Below are 26,028 nucleotides of genomic sequence, written 5' to 3' on the forward strand. Positions count from 1 at the left end.
AATGTCCGGTATTTCACTTTGTCTTGAGTCCTGCAAGCGCCAAACCGAGCGCCTTTTCGCTCAGCGTATAGAGCGACGCATTCTCGGTATAGACGAGCATGCAGTCGATGCGTTTGCCGGGATAGAGCGGCGCCAGGATCTCACGATAGATCGCGAGCTGAGCCTTATGTGCGAAAGGGATCGCCTCCTCGGTCGAAGGTGGCACCCGATTGGTCTTGTAGTCGAGAATGACGACGCAATCGGCAAGCACGGCCAGCCGGTCGATACGGCCGGAGACCGCATAGCGCCTGTCTTCGAGCGTCAATGTTCCCATGATCGAAACTTCCGGCCGGGCCTCTGCCCCGAGAACCGGCTGCAGACCCTCTTCGTCCATTAATTTCAGGACCGAATCGACGAGCCGGCGGCGTTCCGCTTCTGGCCAGAACCGCGCCGCCCGCTCGGCATAGCGGCTCGCGGCATCCGGCCGTTCGACCGGTGGAATGTCGGGAAGCGCCTGCAGCATGCGATGGATCAGCCTGCCCTTTTCCAGCGAACGATCGCTGCGCTCTTTCTCGCCGAACAGCGGCGAAGCGACAAACAAGCCGCCTTCGTCTTCGTCGACGATCATCCCGGCGCCGGATGGGCTGAGGGGGCGGGGCAGCTCAGCCTGCGGCGGCAATGGCCGCAACAGGCCTTCCGGCAACGCCTCCTGGCTGTCGCGCGCCTCGTTGCGGTCGATGCGCTCGAAGCGCCGCTCCACCCGCGGCACGCGCCATCGGATGCCCGGCCATTCCCCGTCTGGGCCGGAGAAGGTGGCCGCCTCCACATGCGGATGGCCTTCGCTCAGCGCGGCTGAGATCATCATATGCCAGGTATCGTTATTGACACGAACGCCACGACAGCCGCAAACAACAAGCCGGTCTGCAGCCCGCGTCATGGCGACATAAAGCAGCCGGCGATACTCCTCTTCCGCCAGCGTCTGAATCCGCGCTGCATCGTTTTGCGTCAGCGAATTGGCGAGGTCGGAGACGGGAACCCAGGCAGGCAGCGGCGGCTCGTCGGCGTCGGTTTCGATCAGGCGAAGCTTCGGCAGATGCGTATGCGTGAAGGGCTTGGAGCCGCCGTCGACGAGGAAGACGATTGGTGCTTCAAGACCCTTGGAGGCATGCACGGTCATGATCCTGACTTCGTTTCGCCCCTTGTCCTGCTCGCGCTTCACCTCCGGCGCTTCGAGCTCCAGCGTTGAGATGAAGGATTGCAGACCGGGAAGCCCGGAACTCTCGTGGTCGAGGGTAAAGGTCAGGAACTCGTCGAGAATATCGCTGACCTCGGTGCCGAGACGGGCAAGGAATTGCCGCCGCCCGCCATGGCTGCCCAGCACGCGCGCATAGAAATCGTGGACCGACAGATGCCTCGACTGCCGAAGAAACAGCTCCAGCCTTTCGACGGCAGCACGGAAACGTTCGGGGCCGTCGGCCGCAAACCTCTTGAGATGGCTCCAGACGCTCTCGTTGTCGCCCCGCAGGCCGGCGATTGCAAAGATATCGTCCTCGGAAAGATCGAAAAGCGGGCTTTTGAGCACGGCAGCGAGCGAAAGATCGTCCTCCGGCAGAAGCAGGAAACGACCGAGCGCCAGCAGATCCTGCACGGCGATATGGCTGGTCAGCGTCAGTCGGTCGGCGCCGGCGACGGGAATGTCGCCGCGGCGCTTCAAGGCGCGTGTCAACGCATTGACGAAGGCATCGCGCTTGCGCACCAGGACAAGAATGTCACCGGCTTCGATGAGCCGCTCCTTGCCTTTGTCGATGATCGTTTCACGGCCGACGAGCGTGCCGATCGAATGGGCGATCCGCCGCGCGAGGATTGCGGCCGGTGCGCTTTCCGGCGTCGCGTCGAAGGGCGCCGTCCAATCCTCTTCCTTTACCACCGCCTCAGGCGCGATCATCTCCCAGAGGTCTACGGCGCCGGGATGGCCGATGCGGCTGGACCGATGCACGACCGGTTCGCCGACCGCGCTGAGCCCCCGCGCATTGTCCGAGGTGCTGAAGATCTGGTCGACGGCCTCAAGCACGTCGGCAGTTGAGCGGAAGGAGAGTGGCAACCGCACCGAAGAAAAGCTCTGCCCGCTGTCGGAGACCCGCCGCCGCGTCCGGTCGCTCTCTTCGGAAAAACGTTCGGGCCGCGCTCCTTGAAAGGAGTAGATCGACTGTTTCTCGTCGCCGACGGCAAAGAGCGTGCGCACGACCGGCCGGGCGCTCTCGCCGGAAAAGAAATCCTCGGCGAGCGACTGGATGACGCTCCATTGGATCGGGCTGGTATCCTGCGCCTCGTCGACGAGGATATGATCGATACCCCGGTCGAGCTTGTAATGGATCCAGGGACCGACGCCACTCCTGGTCAGCAGGTCGGCGGTGCGGGTGATCAAGTCCTCGAAATCCAGTTGGCTGCGCTGCTTCTTCAGCTCCTCGTAATCGTGATTCAGCCGACCGGCGAGCACCAGCGCGGCCTGCGTGGCGCCGAACATTCGCATCAGTTTCAACCGATCACGGCTTGCCGCGACATGCGCACGGGCGGCGGCGATGGCGCTCGTCAATTGCGGTGCTTCCGCAAGCATGGCCTTGACCAGGAACTGCGAGTCCGATTTCGGCTCGCCTTTTGCCGTAAGGAAGATCTTCTCCAGCATTTCGGCGCGCCTGGCATCGTCCCGCTCCCGGCCGGCAAGCCTGAGGCCATAGGCAACCTCGTGCGCCTTGGCGCCGCCCTTGTGGTCGGCAAGCGACAGATAAAGCTCCAGCATGCCGCCCGAAAGCTCCGGCAACGGCCAATATTGCGCCGCGATCCGGCTTTCCGTATCGCCCGCGGCAAGGCCGAGCCTGTCGCGCAGAACCGCCTCCACGCCGCCCAGTCGTTCGGCAGCCGCCGTGAAGCGGCGAATCGCGTTGCGGTTGGCGACGATGTCGGCGAGCAGGTTCTCCAGCCCGGATTCGTCGCCGAGATTGAGCACATAGGCGAACGCTTGGGCAAGGGTGCTGCCCTCTTCCGGCGCCGTTGCCGTCAGCAGCGCCCGGCGTGCATCGGAAAGCAGTGCCGCCGCCGCGCGATCGTCGAGGACCGAGAAATGCCCGGCAACATTGGCCTCCAGCGGGAATTGGTGCAGCAGCGCTTCGCAAAAGGCATGGATCGTCTGGATCTTCAATCCGCCCGGCGTTTCCAGCGCCTTCGCAAACAGCCGGCGCGCCTCGGTAAGCTTCAGCGCATCTGGCGCCGTACCCTCGATCTGCATGATCCGCCGACTGAGATCTTCGTCGTCGAGCACCACCCAGTCCGCCAGCCGTTCGAAGACGCGGTTCGACATTTCGGAGGCCGCGGCCTTGGTATAAGTCAGGCAGAGAATGGCGGAAGGCCGTGCGCCGGCAAGCAGCAGACGAATGACACGCTGGGTCAGGACATGCGTCTTGCCGGAACCGGCATTGGCCGAGACCCAGGCCGAGCGCTCGGGATCGGAGGCGATTGCCTGTTGAATCGTCGTCCAGCCGATCCAGGCGCCGGGATCGTCGTCATTCGGAAGAGCGGTCTGGTCACTCATCGCCGCCGCCTTCCTCGGTCTCGGCCGTCGACCATTCGGAGACGCGGGCGAGATGATCGAAATCGCCGCCGAAATCAAACTGCTGCGCCGGAATGAGCCGCGAGGTAAAGCCCTTTTCGCCGGACTGCAGCAAACTGACGAACTTGATCAGCTGGTCGATCGAGTCCGCGGCGAGGTCCATCGCTGATTTTGCTTTGTCGCTGCGGGCCGAGTTCTCATTGTTCACCGTATCGACCTGGAACCGGCGTCCCGGACGCAGGCGGACATAGAGCAGATCCTGCGGGATGAGACTGCCGGCATCGCGGAAGGCGCCGGCGTTCAGAGCCGCCGCTTCCAGCGCGAGCTGCGGATCGAGAAGCGCGCGTGCCTGTGCCGGTGAGGGGTTGTAGCCGGTCTTGTAATCGATGATATCGGCCGCCCCCGGTCCTGTAATATCGATCCGGTCCGCAACGCCGTTCAGTCGGATATTGATCGCCTCCAGCTCCACGCCGCCGCGCACTTCCGTCAGCGTCCTGCGGATGGCGGGGCGTCGTCCGGCCTCCCATTCGAGGAAGGCACGGGCTACCTCGCGAAAGCGCGGCCGCCAGACAGCATCGATATGCGGCGGCAGCTTCTCCATGTCGAAAAGCTCGGCAACGATCCCCTCCATCGCCGCTGCCGCCTCCGGCGTGCCGGCCACATGCGCCTCGCGGATGAACCGGTCGATGATCGTGTGATAGAGCGTTCCGCGTTCTGCCGCTCCCGGGTCGCGGTTGAACGCGTCGACCGGATCGAGCCGCAGGATGCGACGGGCATAGATGGCGTAGGGATCGCGGCGCAGCCGTCCGACCTCGCTGAAGGAATAGGATTTCGGCTGCAGCGCCAGCGGCGGTTTCGGCGAGGGCCGCTGCGCCGGTGTCTGGTCCTCTCCCCGATCGATGAGACCGGCCCATTGCAGATACCGGTTGCCGCGCTCTCTCAATGCCGCCTCAAATGCCTCTCCGCCGAGCGCCAGCAGTCGCTGCAGCCAGCGTGAGGCGACTGTCGGCGTCGAACCTTGGCGCAGCGCTCTCGAATAGATCAGGTGGCGAGTGCCGTTCGCCATCTCGAAATCATGCGCCAGCTGGCCGATGCGCCGCTCCGGCGGTTCGAGCCCGATCTCCGTCTTCATCATGCGCGGAATGAAGGGATTGTTGGCGCTCTGCGCTGGCCAGGAGCCTTCGTTCAATCCGCCGAGGATCAGCGTGTCGACGCTCTGCAGGCGGGCTTCCAGCGTGCCGAAGATGAAGAGGCGGGGATGGCTGAGGGCCCGCGGCTTCACCGCATGGCCGGCGGCGAGCGCGGCCATGATGTCGATCCATTGCGGCCCGTCGGCCTCCATCTGGCCGTCCGTGTCGATCACTTCGCCAAGAAGCGAGGCAAGGGCGTCGCCTGCCTCGTGCGACCAGAGATCGGCAAGATTGCCGTGCGGATCTGCCGCGACCGCTTCCAGCGAACGGCCGGTCCGCTCCGCCCATTCGGACAGCGTGAAACGTGCCGTCTTGCCGCGCTCTTCCGGCCGGTGCCGGACCAGCGTGGAAGCAAGCGGCTCTGTCGCGCGGGTGACCCGACGGGCAAGTTCGGATGCGGTCTCGACGGCCTCGGCTGGCAGCGCCTTGCGCCATTGCGGCGCGTGTCGGTCCAGGGCCTGTTCGCCAAGCTGGTGGGTCAGGAGCGATTCGAGCGCGTTGATATCCACCTCCGCCACGCCGCCGCGCAGCGCCAGCAGTTCGAGCGCTTCGGTCGCGGAAATCAGGGCATCGCGTTCGAGACCGAAGCGCGCCAGCGGATGTTTGAGCAGCGACACGATCGCCACCGGGTCGCCCGGCCGCAACGCCGCCTCCAGCAGCAGCTGCAGCAGCGTGCCCTGCGGCGTCGCCGAAAGCGGAGTGCCGGCCGAATCGTCGGCGAGAATCCCGAAGCGGGAAAGTTCCGCCATCACCCGACGGGCGAGATTGCGGTCCGGCGTGATCAACGCAGCCCGGCTCTCGCCGTCCTGTCCCGGCCTTTCCAACGCCAGCCTGAGGGCGATGGCAATTGCGGTTGCTTCCTCGCGCTCATTGGCGGCTTCGATCAGCGAAACATCGGCGAAGGCCGAAGTCAGCGCTCCCTCGGGCAGCGCGCCCTTCCATGCCCCCCAGTCGCTCGTCGCCTCTGCCGGGGCGAGCGCGCGCGACAGGATTTCGGCGCGCTGGTCAAGATCGGCCTCCGGCTTCTCCAGGAGGCCGATATCGGCTCGTGTCAGCCTCAGCCTCTTCAGCAGCGAGGACAGGCCATATTGCGGATGGCTCCGGCCGGCCGGGTTGGCATGCTGGCCCGGCGCCGGCTCCGGCGCCACCATTTGCCAATGCCTCTCGGGCATGGAGAGATCGAGGCCGGGAAGGACGATCACGCCTTCAGGCAGATTGGCAACGGCGGCGATGAGATCGGCCGTAGCAGGAACCGAACCCGTCGAACCGGCGATGATAATCGGCCCGGCCGGCTTCGCCGCCGAAATCCTGGCTGCTTCGGCCCGCAGAATGGCGTTTCTGTGCCGCGCCGGCGAGGACTTGCCAAGCTCGGAAAGCCGCTCCGGCCAAAAGGCGCTGGCGATCTGCAGGAACTCCGCCGTCAGCTGCCACCAGGCGGCGTAGTCGCCGGTGTCGAGTTTCGACAGTTCCGACCAGTCAAGATCCTCGGTTTCGATGGAATCGATCAGCTCCGCGAGGTTGCGGGCGAGCCAGATCGCATCCGCCGGGCTTGCCGGCGCAACGAGCGGCGAGTCGGAATGGATGTGACGGACGATCTCCGGCAGTTTGTTTCGCCAGGCAAGGATCAGCCGCGCCAGTTCCAGGAGCCGGGCGGTATTCGACAGCGGCTGGGCGAGATCGATCGTCGCCGGCAACGCCTCTTCGAAATATCCGCTGTCGTCATCAGTTTCGCCGAGAGGACGGATCACCGGCAGGATCGCCGAGCGGCCGCCGAGCAGGTCGACGAATTCCGAGCGCAGCACGCGCACGGCGCGGCGGGTCGGCAGGTAGATCGTCACCCTGGCGAGCGACAGCGGATCATCGGGCTCATGCCGAAAGAGGGGCGTCAGGCGGCCGTCGCAAAGCGTCGTCGCCAGCGTTTTCAGGAACGGCAGGCCCGCCGGGATCGTCAGGATGCGTGGCTGGTGCCGGTCCGCCATGAGCTCACGCGAACGCCCGCAGTCGGCGGATCGTTTTCTCCGCTTCGCCGATCGCCTCTGGCGTTCCTACAGTCAGCCAATGGCCTTCGAGCATAATGCCGAACAGCCGTCGGCGCGCGATCGCCTTGTCGAAATAGATATTGAGGTTGAAAGCATCCTTCGGCGCATCATCAAGCAGCGCCGGGTTCATGGCGATCGCCCCGGCATAGACGACGGGATTGGACGGATCGTCGCGATACCGCGTCAGCCGGCCATCTGCAGCGAGGCTGAAATCGTTCTTGCCGTTGTGACCCGTCGTATCCTCAATCCTGACGCAAAGCAGCGCCATGTCCATCTGCTCTGCATCGAAGAATCCGGCTAAGCGTTGCAGATTCGTCGGCCGCCCCGGCTGTTCGCCGGTCCAGAAGAGATCGGCATTCATGACGAAGATGTCGTCACGGTCCAGCAGCGTCAGGCCCTTCGCGAGCCCTCCACCGGAATTCATCAGCCCGTCCCGCTCGTCTGATACCACGATGTCGAGGCCGCGATATTTGCCGAGATGGTCGAGCATCTGCTCGGCATGATGATGAACGTTGACGACGGCCCGCTCGACGCCGGCCGAAACCAGCGCGTCCAGCGCATAATCGATCATCGGCTTGCCGTCGATCTTCACCAGCGGCTTCGGAATCGTATCGGTGATCGGGCGCATGCGGGTCCCGAGACCCGCGGCCAGTACCATGGCTTGTCTGATGGTCATCTTGATCCGGAACTTATGATTCGCTCTGGCCTATTCCAGCCCTTGCGCACCAATCGCGCAAGGGGGCAAGCGCCTCGTGATCGAGCGCGACATTCAGATAGGCGAGTGTGCGCGGCATATGTTTGAGGTAGCCGGGCTTGCCGTCCCGCTGCAGCAGCCGCACCCAGAGGCCGGCAAGCTTGCAATTGCGCTGCGCCGACATGATCGCCCAGGCTTTCAGGAATCCGGCTTCGTCGAAGCCGCCCTGTGCGTGGCGAAGCGCCAGATAATCGTCCATCAGCTGCCGGAAAAGCGGCGGTTCGATCGTGACGCGGGCGTCCTGGACGATCGAGGCAAGGTCATAGGCCGTGGGGCCGATCATGGCGTCCTGGAAGTCGATGAGACCGATTTTTTTGATGCCGCTTTCCTGTTCGCGCCAGATGATGTTTGGCGAATGGAAGTCGCGCAGCAGCAGGTTGGTTTCAGCCGATCGCAGCTCGTCGATCAGATGGTCCCAGATCGCAAGATATTCCGCGCGTTCGGCATCCGCAGGTGCCGTGCCGCGCTTCCAGGCGATATGCCAGTCGAGCATGAGCTGCACTTCCATTTTCATCGCCGTGCGGTCGAAGTCCGGAATGTGATGCGTATGCGTTGTCGAAACCGGGATATCCTGCGGAATCTGCATGGAATGAAGATGGGCAAGGCAGGCAACGCTTTGCCGGTAACGATCGGCGATCGGCCGTCCGTCGTCATCGAGCACGCCTTCGGTGCCAAGATCTTCGATCAGCAAAATGCCTTGCTCATAATCGACCTTATAAATCTCCGGCGTCGCAAAACCGCGCTCACGCAAGGCATCGGCAATGGCGACGAAGGGATAGGCGTTCTGTGCGAGATGCGCGACCTTGGGATAGGACTTGCCGTCATGGACCGGCGGTCCCTCGGGATGCGGGCGCCAATCCATCAGTATTTTTCGCGGGGCGGCGTCCGGATAAATCGCCTCATAGGCGCGCAGCGAGGCATCGCCGGTCAGGAAGCGGCGTTTGACATCGGGATAGCCGGCTTCGTCGAGGAAAGCGCGGATCGCCAGGACCCTTCGGATGCGCGAGGCCTGCGGGTCCAAGGCCTTGATCGTTGCCCGGCGGCCGCTGCCCTCATGTTCCAAGCCCAGTGCTATACGCTCGGCGGGCAGTTCGCCCTCTGCCATCTCGGGCCATTCGACGAGGCAGATGCCGTTCTCCAGGGCTTCGTCGAAGCCGAGTTCCGTCAGTTCGGCCGGATCGCCGAGCCGGTAGAGATCGAAATGCGAAATGGGAATGCGCAGATCGTAGGATTGCACCAGCGTGAAGGTTGGGCTCGGGACTTCGAGCCCCTCGTCGTCGGCCATGGCGCGCAGGATCGCACGGGCAAGCGAAGATTTGCCCGCACCGAGATCGCCGGAAAGAGCAAGGCAATCGCCGGCTTTCAGGGCGAGCGCCAGATCGTCGCCGAAGCGGATGGTCGCCGCTTCGTCCTTCAGAAAAACCGAGATCGTATCGCCGGTCGTCATTCGGCGGCGGCGGAATGCGGGATGTCGACCGAAGGAATGCGGCAGACCACGGTGGTGCCCTTGCCCGGCTCGCTATCGATCGTCACGTCGCCGTGATGCAGGCTGACGAAGCTGTCGACGATCGATAGGCCGAGGCCGGCGCCGCCGCGTTTGCCGCTTTTTGCCCCCGTCGCGAACCGGTCGAAGACGGTCGCGATCATGTCGGGTGAAATCCCGGGGCCGCGATCACTGACGGCGAACACGAAATCCGAGCCTTCGCGATGGCATTCGAGCGCGATCGAGGTGCCCTCGGGCGAGAAATTCGCCGCATTGGCAAGCAGCTTCAGCAGGATCTGCTTCAACCGCTGCGGATCGGCGATGATCGAGCCGAGATAGGCAGGCGCGGTGATTTCGAGCGCGACGCCGCTTTCGTGCAGCCGGTCGGCGATCTGCATCGAGACGTCGTCGAGCAGGTCGTTGAGATCAATCTCGGCATAGTTGAGCCGCATAATGCCGGCATCGACGGTCGCAAGATCGAGGATATCGTTGACGAGCGTCAGTAGAACCGAGGACGAGGTCGAAATGTGGTCGATATATTCGGCCTGCCGGTCATTCAGCGGCCCAACGCCCTGCGTGCGCAGCAGATCGGTAAAGCCGATGATATTGGTCAGCGGTGAGCGAAGTTCATAGGAAACATGCTGAACGAAGTCGTTTTTCAATTCGTCGGCTTTGCGCAACGCCTCGTTCTTCTCGGTCAACGCCCGCTCGGCCCGCACGCTGTCGGTCATGTTAACGAAGGTCAGCATGGTCTGCGCGTTCGGCAGCGGGATGACGGCGTAATCGAGCACGAGGCCGGAGAAGAGTTCCAGCGTCCCCTGGCTCGAGCGGCGCTCGTCATCGAAGCTGGTGATCAGTTCCGCGAAGGTCTTCCAGCCGTCCGGCCGGTCATAGGACGGTGCGCAGGCCTCGCCCAAGGCGCGGATATGAGTGCCGGGCTTGGCTTCGATTTCGGTAATGCCCCAGAGCGCCCGGAAGGCCGGATTCGACAGGCGGATGCGGCCATCGGGCCCGAATACCGCCACCCCTTCGGAAAGATGATCGATCGTTTCGCCCTGCACCTTGACCAGCGTGTTGTAGCGCGTTTCGAGATCGACCTGTTCGGTCAGATTTTCGAAAACCCAGGTCGCGCCGCCCTGCGGATGGGCGGTGGCGAAGACGCGCAGCGTCTGTCCGTTCGGCAGGTGCCAGAGATCCGATTGCGTGTCGAGCGCGCGATAGACGGAAAGGGCGGCTTCCTTCCAGCTTTTCCAGTTGAGCTGGTCCGGCAGCTTCTTGGCCGCCCGCAGCCGCTCGAGCAGTTCGCTATTGTCGGGCCGGCTTTCGAGGAAGGCAATATCCAGCTCCCACAGCGCAACGAAGGCTTGGTTGTAGAATTGCAGCCGGCGCTCGCCGTCGAAGATGGCGACGGGTGTGGCGAGATGGTCGAGCGTTTCGGCATGGCTCTTCAGCGTCCGTTCCAGTTCGGCGCGCACCGCTTCGATGTCGGACACATCGATTGCAATGCCGGCCGAGCCGCCGGGGACCTTGACATCGACGACGTCGAAGAATGTCCGGTTGCCGCGCACGACGGTCGAGATCGTGTCATGGAAAGGCGATTCCGGCGTCGTCACCGCGCGAATGCGTTCGCGCGCCACGGTCGTCAGCATCTCGCGGCCTTCGTTGATCGCCTGCTGCGGCGAGCGTGCTTCGACCGCGTCGCCATAAGCCTGGTTGACCCAGGTGAGGCGGCCCGCCGGGTCGCGCTGCCAGGCCGGCATGTCGATCGCGTCGAGCATGGTCTGGAAGGCCGAGATCGAGGTCATCAGCCGGTCGCGCTCGATCCTGAGTTCGGCAAGCTCGGCGCGTAGATTGTTGAGCGCCACGAAGCGGACAAAGGCGCGTCCGCCGGAAACCCGGCCCTGCGCCTCGAGGATTTCATCGCGGATGGTTTCGACCACCATATCGAAGCTCTGCGCGCCGTCGCGCAGCCGGTCGATCGCCTTTTCCAGATCGGCGGCCGAATGCGATTTCAGCCAGAGGCCGAAGGCCAGGAATTCGCCGTCCTGCGGTGCGCCGGTTTCGGGCGGAAGCTGGCCGAGAAGCTCGGGGCGCGCATTGCCGTCCCAGATGACGATCCGCCGGTTCTTGTCGGCGATCAGCGCCTGATATTGCGAAATGCGCTGCTGGGCATCGGAGAGCGCCGAGCGGATTTCCCGGCTCTCGTTTTCCAGATTGCCGCGCTGGCGCACCAGCCACAGCGTCGAGAGCAGGGCCGCCGAGATGACGCCGATGACGACGGAAACGCCGACGACCTGTGAGGAGGTGAAGAGGTGAGCCGATGCGGCCGCCTGCTGCTCGCCTTGTGCCAGAACCGGCCGCGCCAGCGCGGCTAGCGCCGTGCCGGCCGCGCAGGTTTTAAGGAAGCGCGCCAATGATCCATGCTTTTGCTTTGCGGCTTTGCGCGCCGTTGCAGATCTATAGTCTTGGCCTGCCGAGAGCGGGCGGCGACCGGCGCGAGCGCCGTCATCCGCCTGACCGGGCAGGCTGTTTTTCATTTCCGACATCCGCGGTATGTCTCCGTCCTTCAATGTGCCGCATTACGACAAGACATCCCATTTTCGGAGCGGTCGGACGGGGTCCGGCGTCCCGAATCAAGTCTTAAAACAATACTTCGGAAGGGAATCGGCGGGAAGGGAGCGGCCAAAAAAATAAGCCGCGGCATTTGTCAATGCCGCGGCTTCTACATCTTGTGGATATCGACGACGAGATCAATATCTGTAGTGGTCGGACTTGAACGGACCCTGCGGCTTCACGCCGATATAGGCTGCCTGCTCTTCGCTGAGCTGGGTAAGCTTCACGCCGAGCTTGTCGAGATGCAGGCGCGCGACCTTCTCATCGAGATGCTTCGGCAGGATATACACCTTGTTCTCGTACTGGCCGGGCTTGGTGAAGAGTTCGATCTGCGCCAGCGTCTGGTTGGTGAAGGAAGCCGACATCACGAAGGACGGATGGCCGGTCGCATTGCCGAGGTTGAGCAGACGGCCTTCGGAGAGAAGAATGATGCGGTTGCCCTTGGGGAACTCGATCAGATCGACCTGCGGCTTGACGTTGGTCCACTTGAGGTTACGCAGCGCTGCAACTTCGATTTCGTTGTCGAAATGGCCGATATTGCCGACGATCGCCATGTCCTTCATCTGCCGCATATGGTCGATGCGGATGACGTCCTTGTTGCCGGTCGTGGTGATGAAGATATCGGCCGACGAAACGACGTCTTCGAGCAGCACGACTTCATAGCCGTCCATGGCGGCCTGCAGAGCGCAGATCGGATCGGCTTCCGTAACCTTGACGCGGGCGCCGGCGCCGGAGAGCGAGGCAGCCGAACCCTTGCCGACGTCGCCGTAGCCGCAGACGACGGCGACCTTGCCGGCCATCATCACGTCGGTGCCGCGGCGGATGCCGTCGACCAGCGATTCCTTGCAACCGTACTTGTTGTCGAACTTCGACTTGGTGACGGAGTCGTTGACGTTGATCGCCGGGAAGGGCAGCAGGCCCTTCTGGCTGAGCTGGTAGAGGCGGTTGACGCCGGTCGTCGTTTCCTCGGTGACGCCCTTGATGGCATCGCGCTGCTTGGTGAACCAGCCCGGGGAAGCGGCAAGGCGCTTCTTGATCTGGGCGAAGAGGATTTCCTCTTCTTCGGAATGCGGGTTGGAGAGCACGTCCTCGCCGGCTTCGGCGCGGGCGCCGAGCAGGATGTACATGGTGGCGTCGCCGCCGTCATCGAGGATCATGTTGGAAAAGCCGCCATCGGCCCACTGGAAGATCTTGTCGGTATAGGTCCAATAGTCCTCGAGCGTTTCACCCTTGATGGCGAAAACCGGAACGCCGGCGGCGGCGATCGCGGCAGCGGCATGATCCTGCGTCGAGAAGATGTTGCACGAGGCCCAGCGGACTTCGGCGCCGAGCGCCACCAAGGTTTCGATCAGCACGGCCGTCTGGATGGTCATGTGCAGCGAACCGGTGATGCGTGCGCCCTTCAGCGGCTTTGCCTCGCCGAACTCGGCGCGGCAGGACATCAGCCCCGGCATTTCGGTTTCGGCGATCGTAATTTCCTTGCGGCCGAAATCCGCAAGCCCGATATCGGCGACGACATAATCTTTTTCAGTGCTCATAGAGGTCTCCAGGCTGAAAAACGGCTCAAAAATTGGCGCAGGCGCAGGCAAGCGCACGGCATGTCAGCCGTTTAGCAGGCTTCGTCAGGGATGGCAATAAGGATATAAAGAAGTCTTTATATGTTTATATGAACTCGCCCGAGCTCACATTTCCTCGCCGAACTTGTTCTGGATCAGCTGATCCAGGGCCTCCAGGGCTTCCTGAGCCTGGCTGCCGCTTGCCGAGACGACGACGCTGGAGCCGGGGCTTGCGGCAAGCATCATGAGACCCATGATCGAGGTGCCGCCGACCGTCATTCCATCTTTGGAAACGGTGATGGCCGCATCGAAATTCTCGACCATCTGCACGAATTTAGCGGAAGCGCGAGCGTGAAGGCCGCGCTTGTTGATGATAAGGAGTTCCCGGGAAAGCGATGTCATGAAGCGCCGTTATTTTCCGCTGAGCACGCGGCTCGCGACATTGATATATTTCCGCCCGGCTTCGGAAGCCTCCACCAGCGCCTTCTCCATGTTGTTCTCGCCGCGTACGCCGGCGAGCTTGATCAGCATCGGCAGGTTCATGCCGGCAATGACTTCGGTGTGGCCGCTGCTCATGACCGAGATGGCGAGATTGGACGGCGTGCCGCCGAACATGTCGGTCAGGATGACAACGCCATGGCCGTCATCGGCGCCGGAAACGGCTTGCAGAATGTCCTGCCGTCTCTGGTCCATATCGTCTTCGGGGCCAATACAGACCGTCTCGATGAATTTCTGAGGACCGACGACGTGCTCGACAGCATGACGAAACTCTTCAGCCAGCTTGCCATGAGTGACAAGCACAAGTCCGATCATGATATTACTGCTCCCATATACGCAAACGGTGGCCCCAATATCGCAATGCAGCAATTACGTCCACCGGTGGGGGCACATCTTGGCCATGAAAAGCCGAAGTGCAAGATAAAAATGCAAATATATAAGGCAGATTGATCAATCCGGATGGCCTCAATCTCCGATATCAGGGGCTTTTGCCATCAGGATCGCAAGCGGTGAAGACACGCCAGTGAGCAACCGCAATGCGGGAAGTGAAACACCGGCGGCAAGGCTGACGATCTCGCCCTCTGGAGGCACGCGGTTTTCGCCGGAAGCGCTGCCCGGAAGCACGGCATAATGCATGGCCGCCTGAGGGACGTGGTCCTGCCGAACGATGCCGGTGCCGCGAAGTTCGATGAGCCCGGCGATCGACGGCGGGCAGGTGGCGATCACCGTACCGGTCTCTCCCGACAGAAGCACCTGATCATCGGCGACCAGCGCCGTGAACAGCCCGAGGCGGCGCGCCTCGGTCATGCAGGTGAAAGCCAGCATCGATTTCCCCCAGCCCGAGGGACCGCTGAACAGCAGCCCCGTTCTGCCGACGACGATCGCCGTGGCATGGATGTTGGCAGCCGCCGTCATGCGGCTGGATCGAGGGGCAGGGCGAGGATAAAGCGCGCGCCGAGCACCTGCCCGCTGTCGGCATCGGTAATGTTCTCTGCTCTGAGCGATCCGCCATGCGCCTCGGCGATCTGGCGGCTGATCGATAGCCCGAGCCCGGAATTCTGGCCGAAGCCTTCCGATTCCGGCCGGTCTGTATAAAAGCGCTCGAAGATGCGGTCGATATTTTCCGCCTGGATGCCGGGACCGTTGTCTTCGATCGTGGTGACACAGCGCGACCGTGTCCGCATCAGCCGCACGGTAATCCTGCCGTCTTTTTCGGGGACGAAGGAGCGGGCGTTCTCGATCAGATTGGTGACGATCTGGCCGATGCGCAGGTCGTGACCGTTGACGACGAAGCGCGTTTTCATGTTCGGCTTGCGTTCGACGACATAGTCGATCTGCACCTGCTTTTTGCTGCCCCTGATCTGACGCGACACGTCGATCAGGTCGCGCAGCAGCACCTCCATATCGATGGAAGCGGCGTCGACGCGTGCGAGTTCGGCATCGAGCCGCGAGGCGTCGGAAATATCGCTGATCAGGCGATCGAGACGGCGGACATCGTGCTGAATGACATCAAGCAGCCGTTTCTTGGAATCCTCCGACCTGGCGAGCGGCAGTGTTTCGACGGCGCTGCGCAGCGAAGTCAGCGGGTTTTTCAGCTCGTGGCTGACATCGGCGGCAAAGCTCTCGATCGCGTCGATGCGGTCATAGAGCGCTGTCGTCATCTCGCGTAAGGCTATGGAGAGATTGCCGATTTCGTCCTGGCGGGCGGAAAAGTCCGGAATTTGCTCACGTGTCTTGGCGCCGCGGCGAACGCGGATGGCGGCGGCCGAAAGACGGCGCAGCGGATTGGCGATCGTCGATGAGAGCACCAGCGACAGCAGTACGTTGACAAGCGTCGCCACGCCGAAGACGCGCATGATGGCCAGTCGTTCGGCATGGACGATATTGTCGATGTCACCCGCTTGTGTCGACAGCAGCAGCACGCCGAGCACGGCGCGGAAGCGCTGGATCGGAACGGCGACGGAAACGATGAGCTCGCCTTTTTCGGTGGTGCGCACGACTGCGCCGCGCACGCCGGTCAGCGCGTTCATCACCTCGGGATAGATCGAGCCGTCGCCGCCCGGTGCTTCCTTGTAGAGCGGCAGATTGCCCGGCTGCAGCGCCTTGTTGAACAACGTCGCGAACCAATCGCTCCAGGTCTGCTTCTCTTCTTCGACCGGCGGCAGGTCGAAGCGCAACACCTGGCCGCGCGAATAGAGGTGGCGCGAATCGAGCAGCAGATTGGCGTCGGCATCGAAGATGCGCGCGCGTGTGCGTGTCGGCGAGATCAGTCGGCGCAGGACCGGCGCGACCTTTTCCGGATCGATCGGAAATTCCAGATCCTCGTCGTTCGGCACCGGGGTGATGCTCTGGCCGGCCTGCAGTTCGAGCAGCTTTTGCGGATCGATGGTGATCGAGTTCGTATCGACCGACGCGGAGGCCGAAACGGCGCCGGCAATGATTTCACCCTGCGTCAACAGGCTTTCGGCGCGGGCGTCGATCAAGCCTTCGCGAAACTGGTTGAGATAGAGAATGCCGCCGACGAGCACCACCAGCGCGACGAGGTTGAAGAACAGGATGCGTCGCGTCAGGCTCGAAAACACCGCATTGCCGAAGATGCGGCGGATCAGCGTAAAGGGATGCGACCAACGGCGGCCCCGGACGCGACGGGTGCTCACGCCCTCCGCATCGTCCAAATCCCTTTCCTGCACCAACTGTGCCAATGACAGGCCCTTTCGAAAGGTTGGGCCGGATAAACCGGCCGGCAACCTTCAATATTTCCAGCTGTGCCGCTCGGGCTCAAGCTGCTTCGCGGAAGCGGTATCCCACTCCGTAGAGCGTTTCAATCATATCAAAGTCGGTATCGACCATCTTGAATTTCTTGCGCAGCCGCTTGATGTGGCTGTCGATGGTCCGGTCGTCGACATAGACCTGCTCATCATAGGCTGCATCCATCAGCGCGTCGCGGCTTTTCACGACGCCGGGGCGCTGCGCCAGCGAATGCAGAATCAGGAACTCGGTCACCGTCAGCGTCACTGCCTCGCCCTTCCAGGTGCAGGTATGGCGCTCCTGGTCCATGACCAGCTGCCCGCGCTCCAGCGAGCGGGCCTGCTGCACCGCGCCGGCTTTCGGCGCACCGCTAGGGCTCGTGCCGCTGGCGGCTGTGGCTTCGCGGCTCGAGGCGCGGCGCAGGACGGCGCGGACGCGCTCCACCAGCAGGCGCTGCGAGAAAGGCTTGGTGATGAAATCGTCCGCGCCCATCTTCAGGCCGAACAGTTCGTCGATCTCCTCATCCTTGGAGGTGAGGAAGATGACGGGAATGTCGGACTTCTGCCGCAGGCGGCGCAACAATTCCATGCCGTCCATACGCGGCATCTTGATATCGAAGATCGCCAGCTGCGGCGGTCGCGCCAGAAGGCCGTCGAGCGCCGAAGCACCGTCCGTATAGGTCTCGACCTTATATCCTTCGGCTTCCAGTGCAATCGACACCGAGGTGAGGATGTTGCGGTCGTCGTCAACGAGCGCGATTGTAGCCATGGTGTTGGTCTCCGTCATCAGTGCGCAATCTCCCGGATTTTGGTCGTCCCCAGGCGGTCTCAATGACCGGATGCGCTTATGGAGGATAAAGGTGGAACAAATTGTGGCAAAGATAAAGGGGAAGATTGTTGTAAAATTCCCTGGCATCCAAAAGTTGTGTGTCGAAATGTTTCAACGTGGCTCTTCAAACGATTTAAAAAGAATGAAACAAATTTAAATCGATTAATTATTTGATATTACTATATTTTCTCGATTTTTGTCTCTTGTCTTTTAAAATTTCTCCCCGTATTTTCTCGCTTAGTTTTAACGGCAACGAGCCTGAGCAAAGGGAACTAGCCATGGAAAAGTTCGGAGTTCATAACCCGGCAACGGAGCTTGCAACGGTTGGATTGGGCGGCGCAGCCAGCGTCCGCTATAACTTTTCCGCTGCAGCGCTCTATGAAGAAGCGATCCGCCGGGGTGAAGCCGAACTGACCGCTCAGGGCGCGCTTCGGGCCCTCACCGGTCAGCATACGGGCCGTTCGCCGCGCGACAAATTCGTCGTTCGCGATGCCAATACCGATGGCCAGATCTGGTGGGACAACAACAAGCCGCTCTCGCCGGAGCATTTTGCCCTGCTGCGCGACGACATGCTGGCGCATGCAGCGGGCATGGATCTGTTCGCCCAGGATCTTGTCGGCGGTGCCGAGGAAGGCCATGCCCTGCCGACCCGCGTCATCACCGAATTGGCCTGGCATTCGCTGTTCATCCGCAATCTGCTGATCCGCCCCGAGGCGGCGGCGCTGCCGACCTTCGTGCCGAAGCTGACGATCATCGATCTGCCGAGCTTCAAGGCCGATCCGGCCCGCCACGGCTGCCGCTCGGAAACGGTGATCGCCTGCGATCTCACCAACGGACTCGTTCTCATCGGCGGCACCTCCTATGCAGGCGAAATGAAGAAGTCGGTCTTCACCGTGCTCAACTACCTCTTGCCGGCCAAGGGTGTCATGCCGATGCACTGCTCGGCCAATGTAGGCCCGGACGGTGACGCAGCGGTCTTCTTCGGTCTTTCCGGCACCGGCAAAACGACGCTTTCGGCCGATCCGGCGCGCACGCTGATCGGTGACGACGAACATGGCTGGAGCGAAAACGGCATCTTCAACTTCGAAGGCGGCTGCTACGCCAAGACCATCCGCCTTTCGGCCGAGGCCGAGCCGGAAATCTACGCAACGACGCAGCGCTTCGGCACCGTGCTCGAAAACGTCGTCCTCAACGAACGTCGCGAGCCCGATTTCGATGACGGTTCGCTGACGGAAAACACCCGTTGCGCCTACCCCATGCATTTCATCCCGAACGCTTCGGAAACCGGCCGCGCCGGACATCCGAAGACGATCATCATGCTGACCGCCGATGCCTTCGGCGTCATGCCGCCGATCGCGCGCCTGACGCCCGATCAGGCGATGTATCACTTCCTCTCCGGCTACACCGCCAAGGTGGCCGGTACCGAAAAGGGTGTCGTCGAGCCGGAAGCGACCTTCTCCACCTGCTTCGGTGCGCCCTTCATGCCGCGTCACCCGGCCGAATACGGCAACCTGCTCAAGGAGCTGATCAGCCGCCACGGCGTCGAGTGCTGGCTCGTTAACACCGGCTGGACCGGCGGCGCCTACGGCACCGGCAAGCGCATGCCGATCAAGGCAACGCGCGCCCTTCTCGCTGCCGCCCTCAGCGGCAAACTCGGCCAGCTCGAATTCCGTACGGATACAAATTTCGGCTTTGCCGTGCCGGTTTCCGTCGATGGCGTCGACGGCGGCATTCTCGATCCGCACTCGACCTGGGCCGATAAGGCAGCCTACGACGCGCAGGCCGAAAAGCTGGTCTCGATGTTCATCGCCAACTTCGCCAAGTTCGAAGATCACGTCGATGGCGGCGTCCGCGATGCGGCCCCGGGCGTAAAGGCCGCCGCCGAATAAGAAGCGCAAGCAATTCCAGCAAAAGTGTGCAGCGGTTCTGCCAGGCAAAGCGCGAAGCGCTTTTGCCGGGAATTACGCTAAACAGAATCTCTGATTCACGTGAAACCCGGCATCGCAGGATAGCCGGGTTTTCTCGTTGATGGCCGATGTTTTCAATTGCCGGCCGATATGAGATAGAACGCCGCATGGCCAGCGACGCGCTCTACATCGATGACAGGATCACCATCGCGGGATGGGAGCTGACGGAACAGTTCGTTCTGGCGGGCGGTCCCGGTGGGCAGAACGTCAACAAGGTTTCGACCGCGGTCCAACTGTTCTTCAACATTGCGAATTCGCCTTCCCTCAATGATCGCGTCAAGGCCAACGCGATCAAGCTCGCCGGCCGGCGTATGTCGAAGGACGGCGTGCTGATGATTGAGGCGAGCCGCTTTCGCAGCCAGGACCGCAACCGCGAGGATGCGCGCGAGCGGCTGAAGGAATTGATTCTGGAGGCGGCCAAGCCGCCGCCGCCGCCGCGCAAGAAGACCAAGCCGACCAAAGGTTCGGTCGAGCGCCGTCTGAAGGAGAAATCCGGCCGCTCGGAAGTCAAGAAAATGCGCGGCCGCCCCGGCGGCGGTGAATGACATGCCCGAGCTCCTGAACGGCATCCGCCATCTGCCGGGATATCTCGACCGGACTCGCCAGGAAGCATTGGTCGAGGTGATCCGTGCCGTCGTCGCCGAAGCGCCGCTCTATGTGCCCGCCATGCCCGGCACCGGCAAGCCGATGTCGGTCAGGATGACCAATTGCGGGCCGCTCGGCTGGGTGACGGACAAGGAGCGGGGCTATCGTTATCAGTCGACGCATCCGGCGACCGGCAGGCCCTGGCCTGAGATGCCGAAGCTTTTGCTTGATATCTGGAATGATGTTTCCGGCTATGGGAAGCCGCCGGAGGCCTGCCTCGTCAATTTCTATTCGGACGACGCCCGCATGGGCTTGCATCAGGATAAGGACGAGCAGGATCTGCAGGCGCCGGTCGTCTCGGTCTCGCTCGGCAACAGTTGCCTCTTCCGGGTCGGCGGCCTCAATCGCAATGATAGCACGCTATCCTTCAAGCTTGCGAGCGGCGATCTGGTCGTGCTGGGCGGCGAGGGGAGGCTTTGTTATCATGGCGTCGACCGCATTTACCCCGCGACATCGACGCTGTTGAAGAACGGCGGCCGCATCAATCTGACGCTGCGCCGTGTTCGTCCGTGAAAATTGATCGCCTGCTATAGTTTTCTGAGCGCGACTTGTTCGATCAGATGATCCTTGCCCTTTTTCAGGATGAGATCGGCGCGCGGCCGCGTCGGCAGGATGTTCTGCCGCAGGTTCTTCAGGTTGATGTTCGTCCAGAGATCTTCGGCGATTTCAAGCGCTTCCGCATCGGTGATCGAGGCGTAGCGATGGAAATAGGAGTTGGGATCGCGGAAGGCGGTTTCCCGCAGCCGCATGAAGCGCGTCACATACCAGTTGTGGATCTGGTCTTCCGCGGCATCGATATAGATCGAGAAGTCGAAGAAGTCGGACACCATCGGCACGATCTTGCCGTCGGCCGGCAGGTCGCGCGATTGCAGCACGTTGATGCCTTCGAAGATCAGAATGTCGGGACGGTCGACGATCTTGTATTCGTCCGGCAGCACGTCATAGACGAGATGCGAATAACACGGCGCCTTCACATCGGGCCGCCCGGCCTTGATCGCCGAGAGGAAGCGCAGGATCGCGCCGGTATCGTAGCTTTCCGGGAAACCCTTGCGCTGCATCAGCTTTTCCCGCTGCAGCACCGCGTTCGGGTGGAGGAAGCCGTCCGTAGTGATGAGATCGACCTTCGGGCTGGAAGGCCAGCGGCCCAGGAGCTCCTTCAGGATACGGGCTGTGGTCGATTTTCCCACAGCGACCGAGCCGGCGATGCCGATGACGAAAGGCGTTTTTGTCACATCCGACATGCTGAGAAAGCGGTTGCGCTGGTCGAACAGCATCTGCGAGGATTCGACATGCGACGAGAGCAGGCGCGACAGCGACAGATAGATGCGCCGGACCTCGTCGAGATCGATCGGGTCGCCCATTGAGCGCAGCCGCTTGACCTCGTCGCCGGTCAGCGTCAGCGGCGTGTCGGCGCGGAATTTCGCCCATTGCTCGGAAGAGAAGAAATGGTAGGGCGAATAGGATTCAGACTGGAAGTGATCCAATATCTCCGGCACCCCGATAATCTCAGTCGCGATACTCATGAACTCTGCCGGCTGGCCTTTTCCTTGAGACCGGACTGCGCGGTTCTGCGCTGGAGTTCGGCCATGACATTCTCTAGCGGTATTTCAGCAATCTTCAATACGACCAATAGGTGATAGAGCACATCGGCGGCCTCATAGGTCAGATTGTCGCGATCGCTGGTCACCGCCGCCATCACCGCTTCGATGGCCTCTTCGCCGAGCTTCTTCGCCGCCTTTGGCTGGCCGGCAGCCACGAGTTTGGCTGTCCAGGACTGCTCCGGTGAGGCTTTCGATCGCTCTTCGACGATGCGTTCGAGGTCGGAAAGGGAAAATCCGCTCATTGTCTGCTCTCAGAGTTCAGTCGAGACGCATGTCGATGCCGCACTTCGACATATAGTGCTTCGCTTCGCTGACGGTATAGGTGCCGAAGTGGAAGATCGATGCGGCGAGCACTGCATTGGCATGGCCTTCCTTCACCCCGGCGACGAGATCGTCGAGATCGCCGACACCGCCGGACGCAATGACCGGCACACGCACGGCATCGGCGATCGTCCGCGTGAGCTCCAGGTCGTAGCCGACCTTAGTGCCGTCGCGGTCCATGGAGGTGACCAGCAGTTCGCCGGCCCCACGCGCCACCATCTTCTGCGCGAATTCGACGGCATCGATGCCGGTCGCGTTGCGGCCGCCATGCGTATAGATTTCCCAGGCGCTGAGATTGTCGCCGCCGACCGCTTGCGTGCGCCTGCGCTTGGCGTCGATCGAGACTACGATGCACTGGTCGCCGAACTTGTCGGCCGCCTCGGCGACGAAATCGGGATTGCTGACAGCTGCCGAGTTGATCGACACCTTGTCGGCGCCGCAAAGCAAGAGCTTGCGGATGTCGGCGATGGTTCTGACCCCGCCTCCGACCGTCAGCGGCATGAAGCATTGATCGGCTGTGCGCGACACGACATCGAAAATCGTCTCGCGATTGTCCGAGGAAGCAGTGATGTCGAGGAAACAGAGCTCGTCGGCGCCGGCTGCGTCATAGGCCTTCGCCGCTTCGACCGGATCGCCGGCATCGACGAGATTGAGAAAATTGACGCCCTTGACGACGCGGCCGTCCTTGACGTCGAGGCAGGGAATGACACGGGCCTTGAGGGTCATTACGCAGTCTCCTTGGCCCTGTTGGCCTTGATCAGCGCCAGCGCTTCCTTGGGGTCGATGCGGCCGTCGTAAAGCGCCCGGCCTGAAATCGCCCCTTCCAGCTTCTGCGCGTCGGGCTGCAGCATGCGCTTGATATCTGCGATGGAGGCCAGGCCGCCCGAAGCGATAACGGGAATGGAAACGGTATCGGCGAGTTCCAGCGTCGAGCTCCAGTTGATGCCGGTCAGGATGCCGTCGCGGTCGATATCGGTGTAGATGATCGCGGCAACGCCGGCGCCCTCGAATTTCCTGGCAAGCTCGATGATGCCGAGTTCGGAAGCCTCCGCCCAGCCCTCGACCGCCACCTTGCCGCCCTTGGCATCGATGCCGACGGCGACTTGGCCGGGGAACTTCCGGCAGGCCTCGATGACCAGCTCAGGATTTCTGACGGCGACGGTGCCGAGGATGACCCGCCGCAGCCCGCGCGACAGCCAGGCTTCGATGTGGTCGAGCGTGCGGATGCCGCCGCCGAGCTGCACCGGATTCTTCGTCGCCTTCAGGATCGCCTCGACGGCATCGCCATTGGCCGAATGTCCCGCGAAGGCGCCGTCGAGGTCGACCACGTGCAGCCATTCGAAACCCTGGTCTTCGAAGGACTTCGCCTGGGCGGCCGGATCGGTGTTGTAAACCGTCGCCTGTTGCATGTCGCCGAGCTTGAGACGAACGCATTGGCCGCCCTTCAGATCGATCGCGGGAAAAAGGATCATGTCGTCTTACGTCCGTAGAGTGATCGCTGCCATCAGCGCATTCCACGCATCTACGATATCCGAGCGGAAAAAGACAGCGGCAATGGCGGCTGCGCTCAAAAGCAGCAGAAGCAGAAGGATGACGATGAAGCCGGCACGCACCTGGCGCCAGAAGCCGAGGCGCTTCTTCACCGATGTCTCGATCTCGCGCGCCCGCCGCAGCGCGTCGCTGTTGACGGCGGCGAGCCGGATATCGGGCTCCATCGCTTCCACATAGGTCTCGGCATAGCTCGAAAGAATCTGCGAGGCGCGATCGCGCAGCGTATTGCGCAGGTCGGTAGAGAGATAGTTGCTGGAAACTGCGGCAAGCTCGGCCTCATTGGGCGAACGGCCGGCATTCCGCTTGCGATAGCTGACGACGAAATCGCGCTTTTGCCGCTCGTAAAGGGCGTAGGCAAGCAGGCCGATCAGATCGTCTTCGCCTTCGATATAGAATTCCAGCACGGCTTCGGTGATATCATTTGCATTGATCCCATTGGCGCGCAGCTGCGAATTCTCGTTGCCGGCAAGGAATTCGTGGATCATCGGTCCAGCCTTTCTTTCAATGCCTTGGCCGCGTTGGAAAGCGCTCTTTTATGGAGGGCTTCGTCGACGCGGCGAATGATCGTCCCGTCGGGAAGCCGGATATCCGAGAAGGGAGGCAGAGCCTCCCTGGAGGGCCGCAGCATATAGAACACCTTGCCTGATTTCCGCCAAGCCGGCATCGAGTGCACTCCTGTTCCGCCCTTTCCATAAAGAGGAAATAAGGCGGAGGTATTACGGATTCCAGCGCAGGAAATTGGCGATCAGGGCGAGGCCGAGCTTCTGGCTCTTTTCCGGGTGAAACTGGGCGCCCACCATGTTGTCGCGCCCGACGAGGGCGGTCATCGACCCGCCATAATCGACGGTCGCAATGACATCCTCGGGGTTTTGGGCGGCAAGATGATAGGAATGCACGAAATAGGCGTGCAGTCCCTGCGGCCCGGTGGGAATGCCGTCGAACAGCGGATGTTCGCGCTTCAGGTCGAGCGTGTTCCAGCCGATCTGCGGAATTTTCAAGGCGGGATCGCCAGGTGTCATCTCGATGACGTCGCCTGGGATCCAGCCGAAGCCGTGTGTCACGGTCTTCTCCAGACCACGCGACGACATGAGCTGCATGCCGACGCAGATGCCGAGGAAAGGCCGCGCCTTGTTCTCGACAGCCTCGATCAGCATGTCGCTCATCCCGGGCACGGCGTCCAGTCCGCGCCGGCAATCGGCGTATGCGCCGACGCCGGGCAGCACGATACGATCGGCCGCAGCAACGTCCTCCGCCTTATCGGTGAGATCGATGTGGGCATCGATGCCCGCCTCGCGCGCGGCACGTTCGAAAGCCTTGGTCGCCGAACGAAGGTTGCCGGAACCGTAGTCGATAATCGCGACGCGCATCGTCAGCGTCCTCCATCAAAACCAAAGAGACCAAGCGATGTGGCCTGGCCACGCGGGCTGTTTGCACCGGGCTTGGTCTGCCAGTCCGGTGCGACCGTGTCTTCACTCGCCGCAGGGACCGTCTTGTCAGCAAAATAGACCTGCTCGGCAATATCGAGCTTATCGGCTGCAATGAGGGCGTCCTCATTCCAGCCCTTGGCGGCAAGGTTGCGGATGCGGAAATTCTGGCCCTCGAGACCGACCATTATATTCACGCCCAGCATGATCGCCGCGCCCGCCGGCCCCAGACCGGGTTCGTCCATCAGTGCGCCGCCGATTCCCTGCAAGAGAAACGCCGCGGCCGCATGCAGCCATAGCCCGTGCACCAGCAGCCAAACCCATGGAAACAGGAAGCCGAGCCAGGTGAAGCCGTCGCGAATCGTGCGCACCTCATCGGTCGCTACGCTCGCCCCGCCGGGCGGTGTCAGGAAAATGTAGCTTGAGGTCATTGTCGCCGCTCCCTGAGGGGCTCAGACGAGCGTGCCCTTCGTTGAGGGAACACGGCCCGCCTGTCTCGCATCGATCTCTGTCGCTGCGCGCAATGCGCGGGCGACCGCCTTGAAGCATGTCTCGGCAATATGGTGGTTGTTGGCGCCATAATGGTTGAGAATATGTAAGGTGATGCCGGCGTTCTGAGCGAGCGCCTGGAAGAATTCGCGCACGAGTTCCGTGTCGAAGGTGCCGATCTTCGGCGCGCTGAAGGCGACATTCCAGACGAGGAAGGGACGACCCGAAAGATCGACCGCAGCCTTGGTCATCGTCTCGTCCATGGCGAGATCGATCGAAGCATAGCGTGTGATGCCCCGGCGGTCGCCGAGCGCTTTCGAGATCGCCTGACCGATCGCAATGCCGGTATCTTCGACTGTATGATGATCGTCGATATGCAGGTCGCCCTTGGCGTCGATTTCCATGTCGATGAGGGAATGCCGCGAAAGCTGGTCGAGCATATGGTCGAAGAAGCCGACGCCGGTCGAAATCTTCGATTTGCCGGTGCCGTCGAGATTAACGGAAACGGAAATCGAGGTCTCGTTGGTCTTGCGGGAAACGCTGCCCGTGCGGCTTGCTGCGGTCTCGGCCATGTGGCCCTCCATCGGAATAAGGCCGTTCCTTATCAGGCGCATCGGCAAATATCCAGAAGCCGGGCAGGGGAAAAGCCCGCCCATTTGCAATCGGCTCCGGCCTGCTTACATAGGGTCCAACAAGGGCCGGTTTGCGGTCTCGTGTAAAGGCCCGCGTCATGGGCAG

General features: G+C 62.1%; 23 protein-coding genes. 3 read left to right on the forward strand and 20 right to left on the reverse strand.

Annotation, left to right across the window (positions count from 1 at the left end; all coding sequences use genetic code 11):
- Nucleotides 1-13 precede the first annotated feature (13 nt).
- From addA to AMK02_RS00185, 11 genes are all read right to left on the reverse strand, one after another.
- Entirely contained in the window at nucleotides 14-3,565 is a 3,552-nt protein-coding gene (addA, locus tag AMK02_RS00135) for a double-strand break repair helicase AddA (protein WP_064800144.1), read from the reverse strand.
- Nucleotides 3,558-6,752 (reverse strand): double-strand break repair protein AddB, encoded by a 3,195-nt coding sequence (gene addB / locus AMK02_RS00140; RefSeq protein ID WP_064800145.1) that lies wholly within the window; start codon nucleotides 6,750-6,752, stop codon nucleotides 3,558-3,560. Before addB ends, addA begins: the two co-directional genes overlap by 8 nt.
- A 4-nt stretch (nucleotides 6,753-6,756) precedes the next feature.
- The gene (locus AMK02_RS00145; RefSeq protein ID WP_064800146.1) at nucleotides 6,757-7,488 is read right to left on the reverse strand and encodes a nucleotidyltransferase family protein; all 732 of its coding nucleotides are present in this window, start codon (nucleotides 7,486-7,488) and stop codon (nucleotides 6,757-6,759) included.
- Between the two features lie 13 nt (nucleotides 7,489-7,501).
- Nucleotides 7,502-9,013, reverse strand: coding sequence for a tRNA (adenosine(37)-N6)-threonylcarbamoyltransferase complex ATPase subunit type 1 TsaE (gene tsaE, locus AMK02_RS00150; RefSeq protein WP_064800147.1), 1,512 nt, complete (start codon nucleotides 9,011-9,013; stop codon nucleotides 7,502-7,504).
- On the reverse strand, nucleotides 9,010-11,595 hold the full coding sequence (locus AMK02_RS00155) for a PAS domain-containing sensor histidine kinase (protein WP_064800148.1): 2,586 nt from the start codon (nucleotides 11,593-11,595) through the stop codon (nucleotides 9,010-9,012). The genes tsaE and AMK02_RS00155 overlap by 4 nt, the downstream gene beginning before the upstream one ends.
- A 204-nt stretch (nucleotides 11,596-11,799) precedes the next feature.
- Entirely contained in the window at nucleotides 11,800-13,200 is a 1,401-nt protein-coding gene (gene ahcY / locus AMK02_RS00160; protein ID WP_064800149.1) for an adenosylhomocysteinase, read from the reverse strand.
- Nucleotides 13,201-13,344: 144 nt separating this feature from the next.
- The gene (locus tag AMK02_RS00165) at nucleotides 13,345-13,620 is read right to left on the reverse strand and encodes an HPr family phosphocarrier protein (protein ID WP_011423436.1); all 276 of its coding nucleotides are present in this window, start codon (nucleotides 13,618-13,620) and stop codon (nucleotides 13,345-13,347) included.
- A gap of 9 nt (nucleotides 13,621-13,629) precedes the next feature.
- Complete coding sequence (locus AMK02_RS00170; protein ID WP_011423437.1) at nucleotides 13,630-14,031, reverse strand: PTS sugar transporter subunit IIA; 402 nt, start codon at nucleotides 14,029-14,031, stop codon at nucleotides 13,630-13,632.
- A gap of 150 nt (nucleotides 14,032-14,181) precedes the next feature.
- Nucleotides 14,182-14,631 carry an HPr kinase/phosphorylase gene (locus AMK02_RS00175; RefSeq protein WP_064800150.1) on the reverse strand — a complete coding sequence of 150 codons (450 nt, stop codon included), beginning with the start codon at nucleotides 14,629-14,631 and terminating at the stop codon, nucleotides 14,182-14,184.
- Nucleotides 14,628-16,418: a sensor histidine kinase gene (locus AMK02_RS00180; RefSeq protein ID WP_064800151.1), complete on the reverse strand. Its 1,791-nt coding sequence runs from the start codon at nucleotides 16,416-16,418 to the stop codon at nucleotides 14,628-14,630. The genes AMK02_RS00175 and AMK02_RS00180 overlap by 4 nt, the downstream gene beginning before the upstream one ends.
- A 76-nt stretch (nucleotides 16,419-16,494) precedes the next feature.
- Entirely contained in the window at nucleotides 16,495-17,232 is a 738-nt protein-coding gene (locus AMK02_RS00185; protein ID WP_189637013.1) for a response regulator transcription factor, read from the reverse strand.
- 338 nt (nucleotides 17,233-17,570) lie between these two features.
- Here AMK02_RS00185 and AMK02_RS00190 point away from each other — a divergent pair, with 338 nt between their 5' ends.
- From AMK02_RS00190 to AMK02_RS00200, 3 genes are all read left to right on the forward strand, one after another.
- Nucleotides 17,571-19,181 (forward strand): phosphoenolpyruvate carboxykinase, encoded by a 1,611-nt coding sequence (locus AMK02_RS00190; RefSeq protein WP_064800153.1) that lies wholly within the window; start codon nucleotides 17,571-17,573, stop codon nucleotides 19,179-19,181.
- A gap of 185 nt (nucleotides 19,182-19,366) precedes the next feature.
- The gene (gene arfB, locus AMK02_RS00195) at nucleotides 19,367-19,804 is read left to right on the forward strand and encodes an alternative ribosome rescue aminoacyl-tRNA hydrolase ArfB (protein WP_064805811.1); all 438 of its coding nucleotides are present in this window, start codon (nucleotides 19,367-19,369) and stop codon (nucleotides 19,802-19,804) included.
- Nucleotide 19,805: 1 nt separating this feature from the next.
- Complete coding sequence (locus AMK02_RS00200; RefSeq protein WP_064800154.1) at nucleotides 19,806-20,417, forward strand: alpha-ketoglutarate-dependent dioxygenase AlkB family protein; 612 nt, start codon at nucleotides 19,806-19,808, stop codon at nucleotides 20,415-20,417.
- A 14-nt stretch (nucleotides 20,418-20,431) separates the two neighbouring features.
- Here the strand turns inward: AMK02_RS00200 and coaA are convergent, their stop codons facing one another.
- Genes coaA through hisB form a run of 9 tightly spaced genes read right to left on the reverse strand, consistent with a single transcriptional unit; the run spans nucleotide 20,432 to nucleotide 25,862 of the window.
- Nucleotides 20,432-21,427 carry a type I pantothenate kinase gene (gene coaA / locus AMK02_RS00205; RefSeq protein WP_064696362.1) on the reverse strand — a complete coding sequence of 332 codons (996 nt, stop codon included), beginning with the start codon at nucleotides 21,425-21,427 and terminating at the stop codon, nucleotides 20,432-20,434.
- A complete protein-coding gene (locus tag AMK02_RS00210; protein WP_064800155.1) occupies nucleotides 21,424-21,747 on the reverse strand; it encodes a phosphoribosyl-ATP diphosphatase in 324 nt (107 codons plus the stop codon). The genes coaA and AMK02_RS00210 overlap by 4 nt, the downstream gene beginning before the upstream one ends.
- Nucleotides 21,748-21,763: 16 nt before the next feature.
- The gene (gene hisF / locus AMK02_RS00215; RefSeq protein ID WP_064800156.1) at nucleotides 21,764-22,552 is read right to left on the reverse strand and encodes an imidazole glycerol phosphate synthase subunit HisF; all 789 of its coding nucleotides are present in this window, start codon (nucleotides 22,550-22,552) and stop codon (nucleotides 21,764-21,766) included.
- Entirely contained in the window at nucleotides 22,552-23,298 is a 747-nt protein-coding gene (hisA, locus tag AMK02_RS00220) for a 1-(5-phosphoribosyl)-5-[(5-phosphoribosylamino)methylideneamino]imidazole-4-carboxamide isomerase (RefSeq protein ID WP_064800157.1), read from the reverse strand. Before hisA ends, hisF begins: the two co-directional genes overlap by 1 nt.
- Before the next feature lie 6 nt (nucleotides 23,299-23,304).
- Nucleotides 23,305-23,862, reverse strand: coding sequence for a hypothetical protein (locus AMK02_RS00225; protein WP_064800158.1), 558 nt, complete (start codon nucleotides 23,860-23,862; stop codon nucleotides 23,305-23,307).
- Nucleotides 23,859-24,041 (reverse strand): hypothetical protein, encoded by a 183-nt coding sequence (locus AMK02_RS00230; protein ID WP_064800159.1) that lies wholly within the window; start codon nucleotides 24,039-24,041, stop codon nucleotides 23,859-23,861. The genes AMK02_RS00225 and AMK02_RS00230 overlap by 4 nt, the downstream gene beginning before the upstream one ends.
- 52 nt (nucleotides 24,042-24,093) lie before the next feature.
- Nucleotides 24,094-24,744 carry an imidazole glycerol phosphate synthase subunit HisH gene (hisH, locus tag AMK02_RS00235; RefSeq protein WP_064800160.1) on the reverse strand — a complete coding sequence of 217 codons (651 nt, stop codon included), beginning with the start codon at nucleotides 24,742-24,744 and terminating at the stop codon, nucleotides 24,094-24,096.
- Between the two features lie 2 nt (nucleotides 24,745-24,746).
- Nucleotides 24,747-25,232: a DUF2628 domain-containing protein gene (locus AMK02_RS00240; protein WP_064800161.1), complete on the reverse strand. Its 486-nt coding sequence runs from the start codon at nucleotides 25,230-25,232 to the stop codon at nucleotides 24,747-24,749.
- Nucleotides 25,233-25,253: 21 nt separating this feature from the next.
- A complete protein-coding gene (gene hisB / locus AMK02_RS00245) occupies nucleotides 25,254-25,862 on the reverse strand; it encodes an imidazoleglycerol-phosphate dehydratase HisB (RefSeq protein ID WP_064800162.1) in 609 nt (202 codons plus the stop codon).
- Between the last annotated feature and the right edge of the window lie 166 nt (nucleotides 25,863-26,028).

The organism is Rhizobium sp. N731 (assembly GCF_001664145.1).
In the GTDB taxonomy this organism is placed as follows: Bacteria; Pseudomonadota; Alphaproteobacteria; order Rhizobiales; family Rhizobiaceae; genus Rhizobium; species Rhizobium esperanzae.

Excerpts from the sequence above, each read along its gene's own strand:
- AMK02_RS00225 (WP_064800158.1), bottom strand. The coding sequence starts at position 23,862 with ATGATCCACGAATTCCTTGCCGGCAACGAGAATTCGCAGCTGCGCGCC.
- AMK02_RS00175 (WP_064800150.1), bottom strand. The coding sequence starts at position 14,631 with ATGACGGCGGCTGCCAACATCCATGCCACGGCGATCGTCGTCGGCAGA.
- hisH (WP_064800160.1), bottom strand. The coding sequence starts at position 24,744 with ATGCGCGTCGCGATTATCGACTACGGTTCCGGCAACCTTCGTTCGGCG.
- AMK02_RS00210 (WP_064800155.1), bottom strand. The coding sequence starts at position 21,747 with ATGAGCGGATTTTCCCTTTCCGACCTCGAACGCATCGTCGAAGAGCGA.
- hisF (WP_064800156.1), bottom strand. The coding sequence starts at position 22,552 with ATGACCCTCAAGGCCCGTGTCATTCCCTGCCTCGACGTCAAGGACGGC.
- AMK02_RS00165 (WP_011423436.1), bottom strand. The coding sequence starts at position 13,620 with ATGACATCGCTTTCCCGGGAACTCCTTATCATCAACAAGCGCGGCCTT.
- AMK02_RS00200 (WP_064800154.1), top strand. The coding sequence starts at position 19,806 with ATGCCCGAGCTCCTGAACGGCATCCGCCATCTGCCGGGATATCTCGAC.
- addB (WP_064800145.1), bottom strand. The coding sequence starts at position 6,752 with ATGGCGGACCGGCACCAGCCACGCATCCTGACGATCCCGGCGGGCCTG.
- AMK02_RS00230 (WP_064800159.1), bottom strand. The coding sequence starts at position 24,041 with ATGCCGGCTTGGCGGAAATCAGGCAAGGTGTTCTATATGCTGCGGCCC.
- AMK02_RS00170 (WP_011423437.1), bottom strand. The coding sequence starts at position 14,031 with ATGATCGGACTTGTGCTTGTCACTCATGGCAAGCTGGCTGAAGAGTTT.
- coaA (WP_064696362.1), bottom strand. The coding sequence starts at position 21,427 with ATGAGTATCGCGACTGAGATTATCGGGGTGCCGGAGATATTGGATCAC.
- AMK02_RS00145 (WP_064800146.1), bottom strand. The coding sequence starts at position 7,488 with ATGACCATCAGACAAGCCATGGTACTGGCCGCGGGTCTCGGGACCCGC.
- arfB (WP_064805811.1), top strand. The coding sequence starts at position 19,367 with ATGGCCAGCGACGCGCTCTACATCGATGACAGGATCACCATCGCGGGA.
- tsaE (WP_064800147.1), bottom strand. The coding sequence starts at position 9,013 with ATGACGACCGGCGATACGATCTCGGTTTTTCTGAAGGACGAAGCGGCG.
- addA (WP_064800144.1), bottom strand. The coding sequence starts at position 3,565 with ATGAGTGACCAGACCGCTCTTCCGAATGACGACGATCCCGGCGCCTGG.
- AMK02_RS00185 (WP_189637013.1), bottom strand. The coding sequence starts at position 17,232 with ATGGCTACAATCGCGCTCGTTGACGACGACCGCAACATCCTCACCTCG.
- AMK02_RS00190 (WP_064800153.1), top strand. The coding sequence starts at position 17,571 with ATGGAAAAGTTCGGAGTTCATAACCCGGCAACGGAGCTTGCAACGGTT.
- hisB (WP_064800162.1), bottom strand. The coding sequence starts at position 25,862 with ATGGCCGAGACCGCAGCAAGCCGCACGGGCAGCGTTTCCCGCAAGACC.
- ahcY (WP_064800149.1), bottom strand. The coding sequence starts at position 13,200 with ATGAGCACTGAAAAAGATTATGTCGTCGCCGATATCGGGCTTGCGGAT.
- hisA (WP_064800157.1), bottom strand. The coding sequence starts at position 23,298 with ATGATCCTTTTTCCCGCGATCGATCTGAAGGGCGGCCAATGCGTTCGT.
- AMK02_RS00240 (WP_064800161.1), bottom strand. The coding sequence starts at position 25,232 with ATGACCTCAAGCTACATTTTCCTGACACCGCCCGGCGGGGCGAGCGTA.
- AMK02_RS00155 (WP_064800148.1), bottom strand. The coding sequence starts at position 11,595 with ATGTCGGAAATGAAAAACAGCCTGCCCGGTCAGGCGGATGACGGCGCT.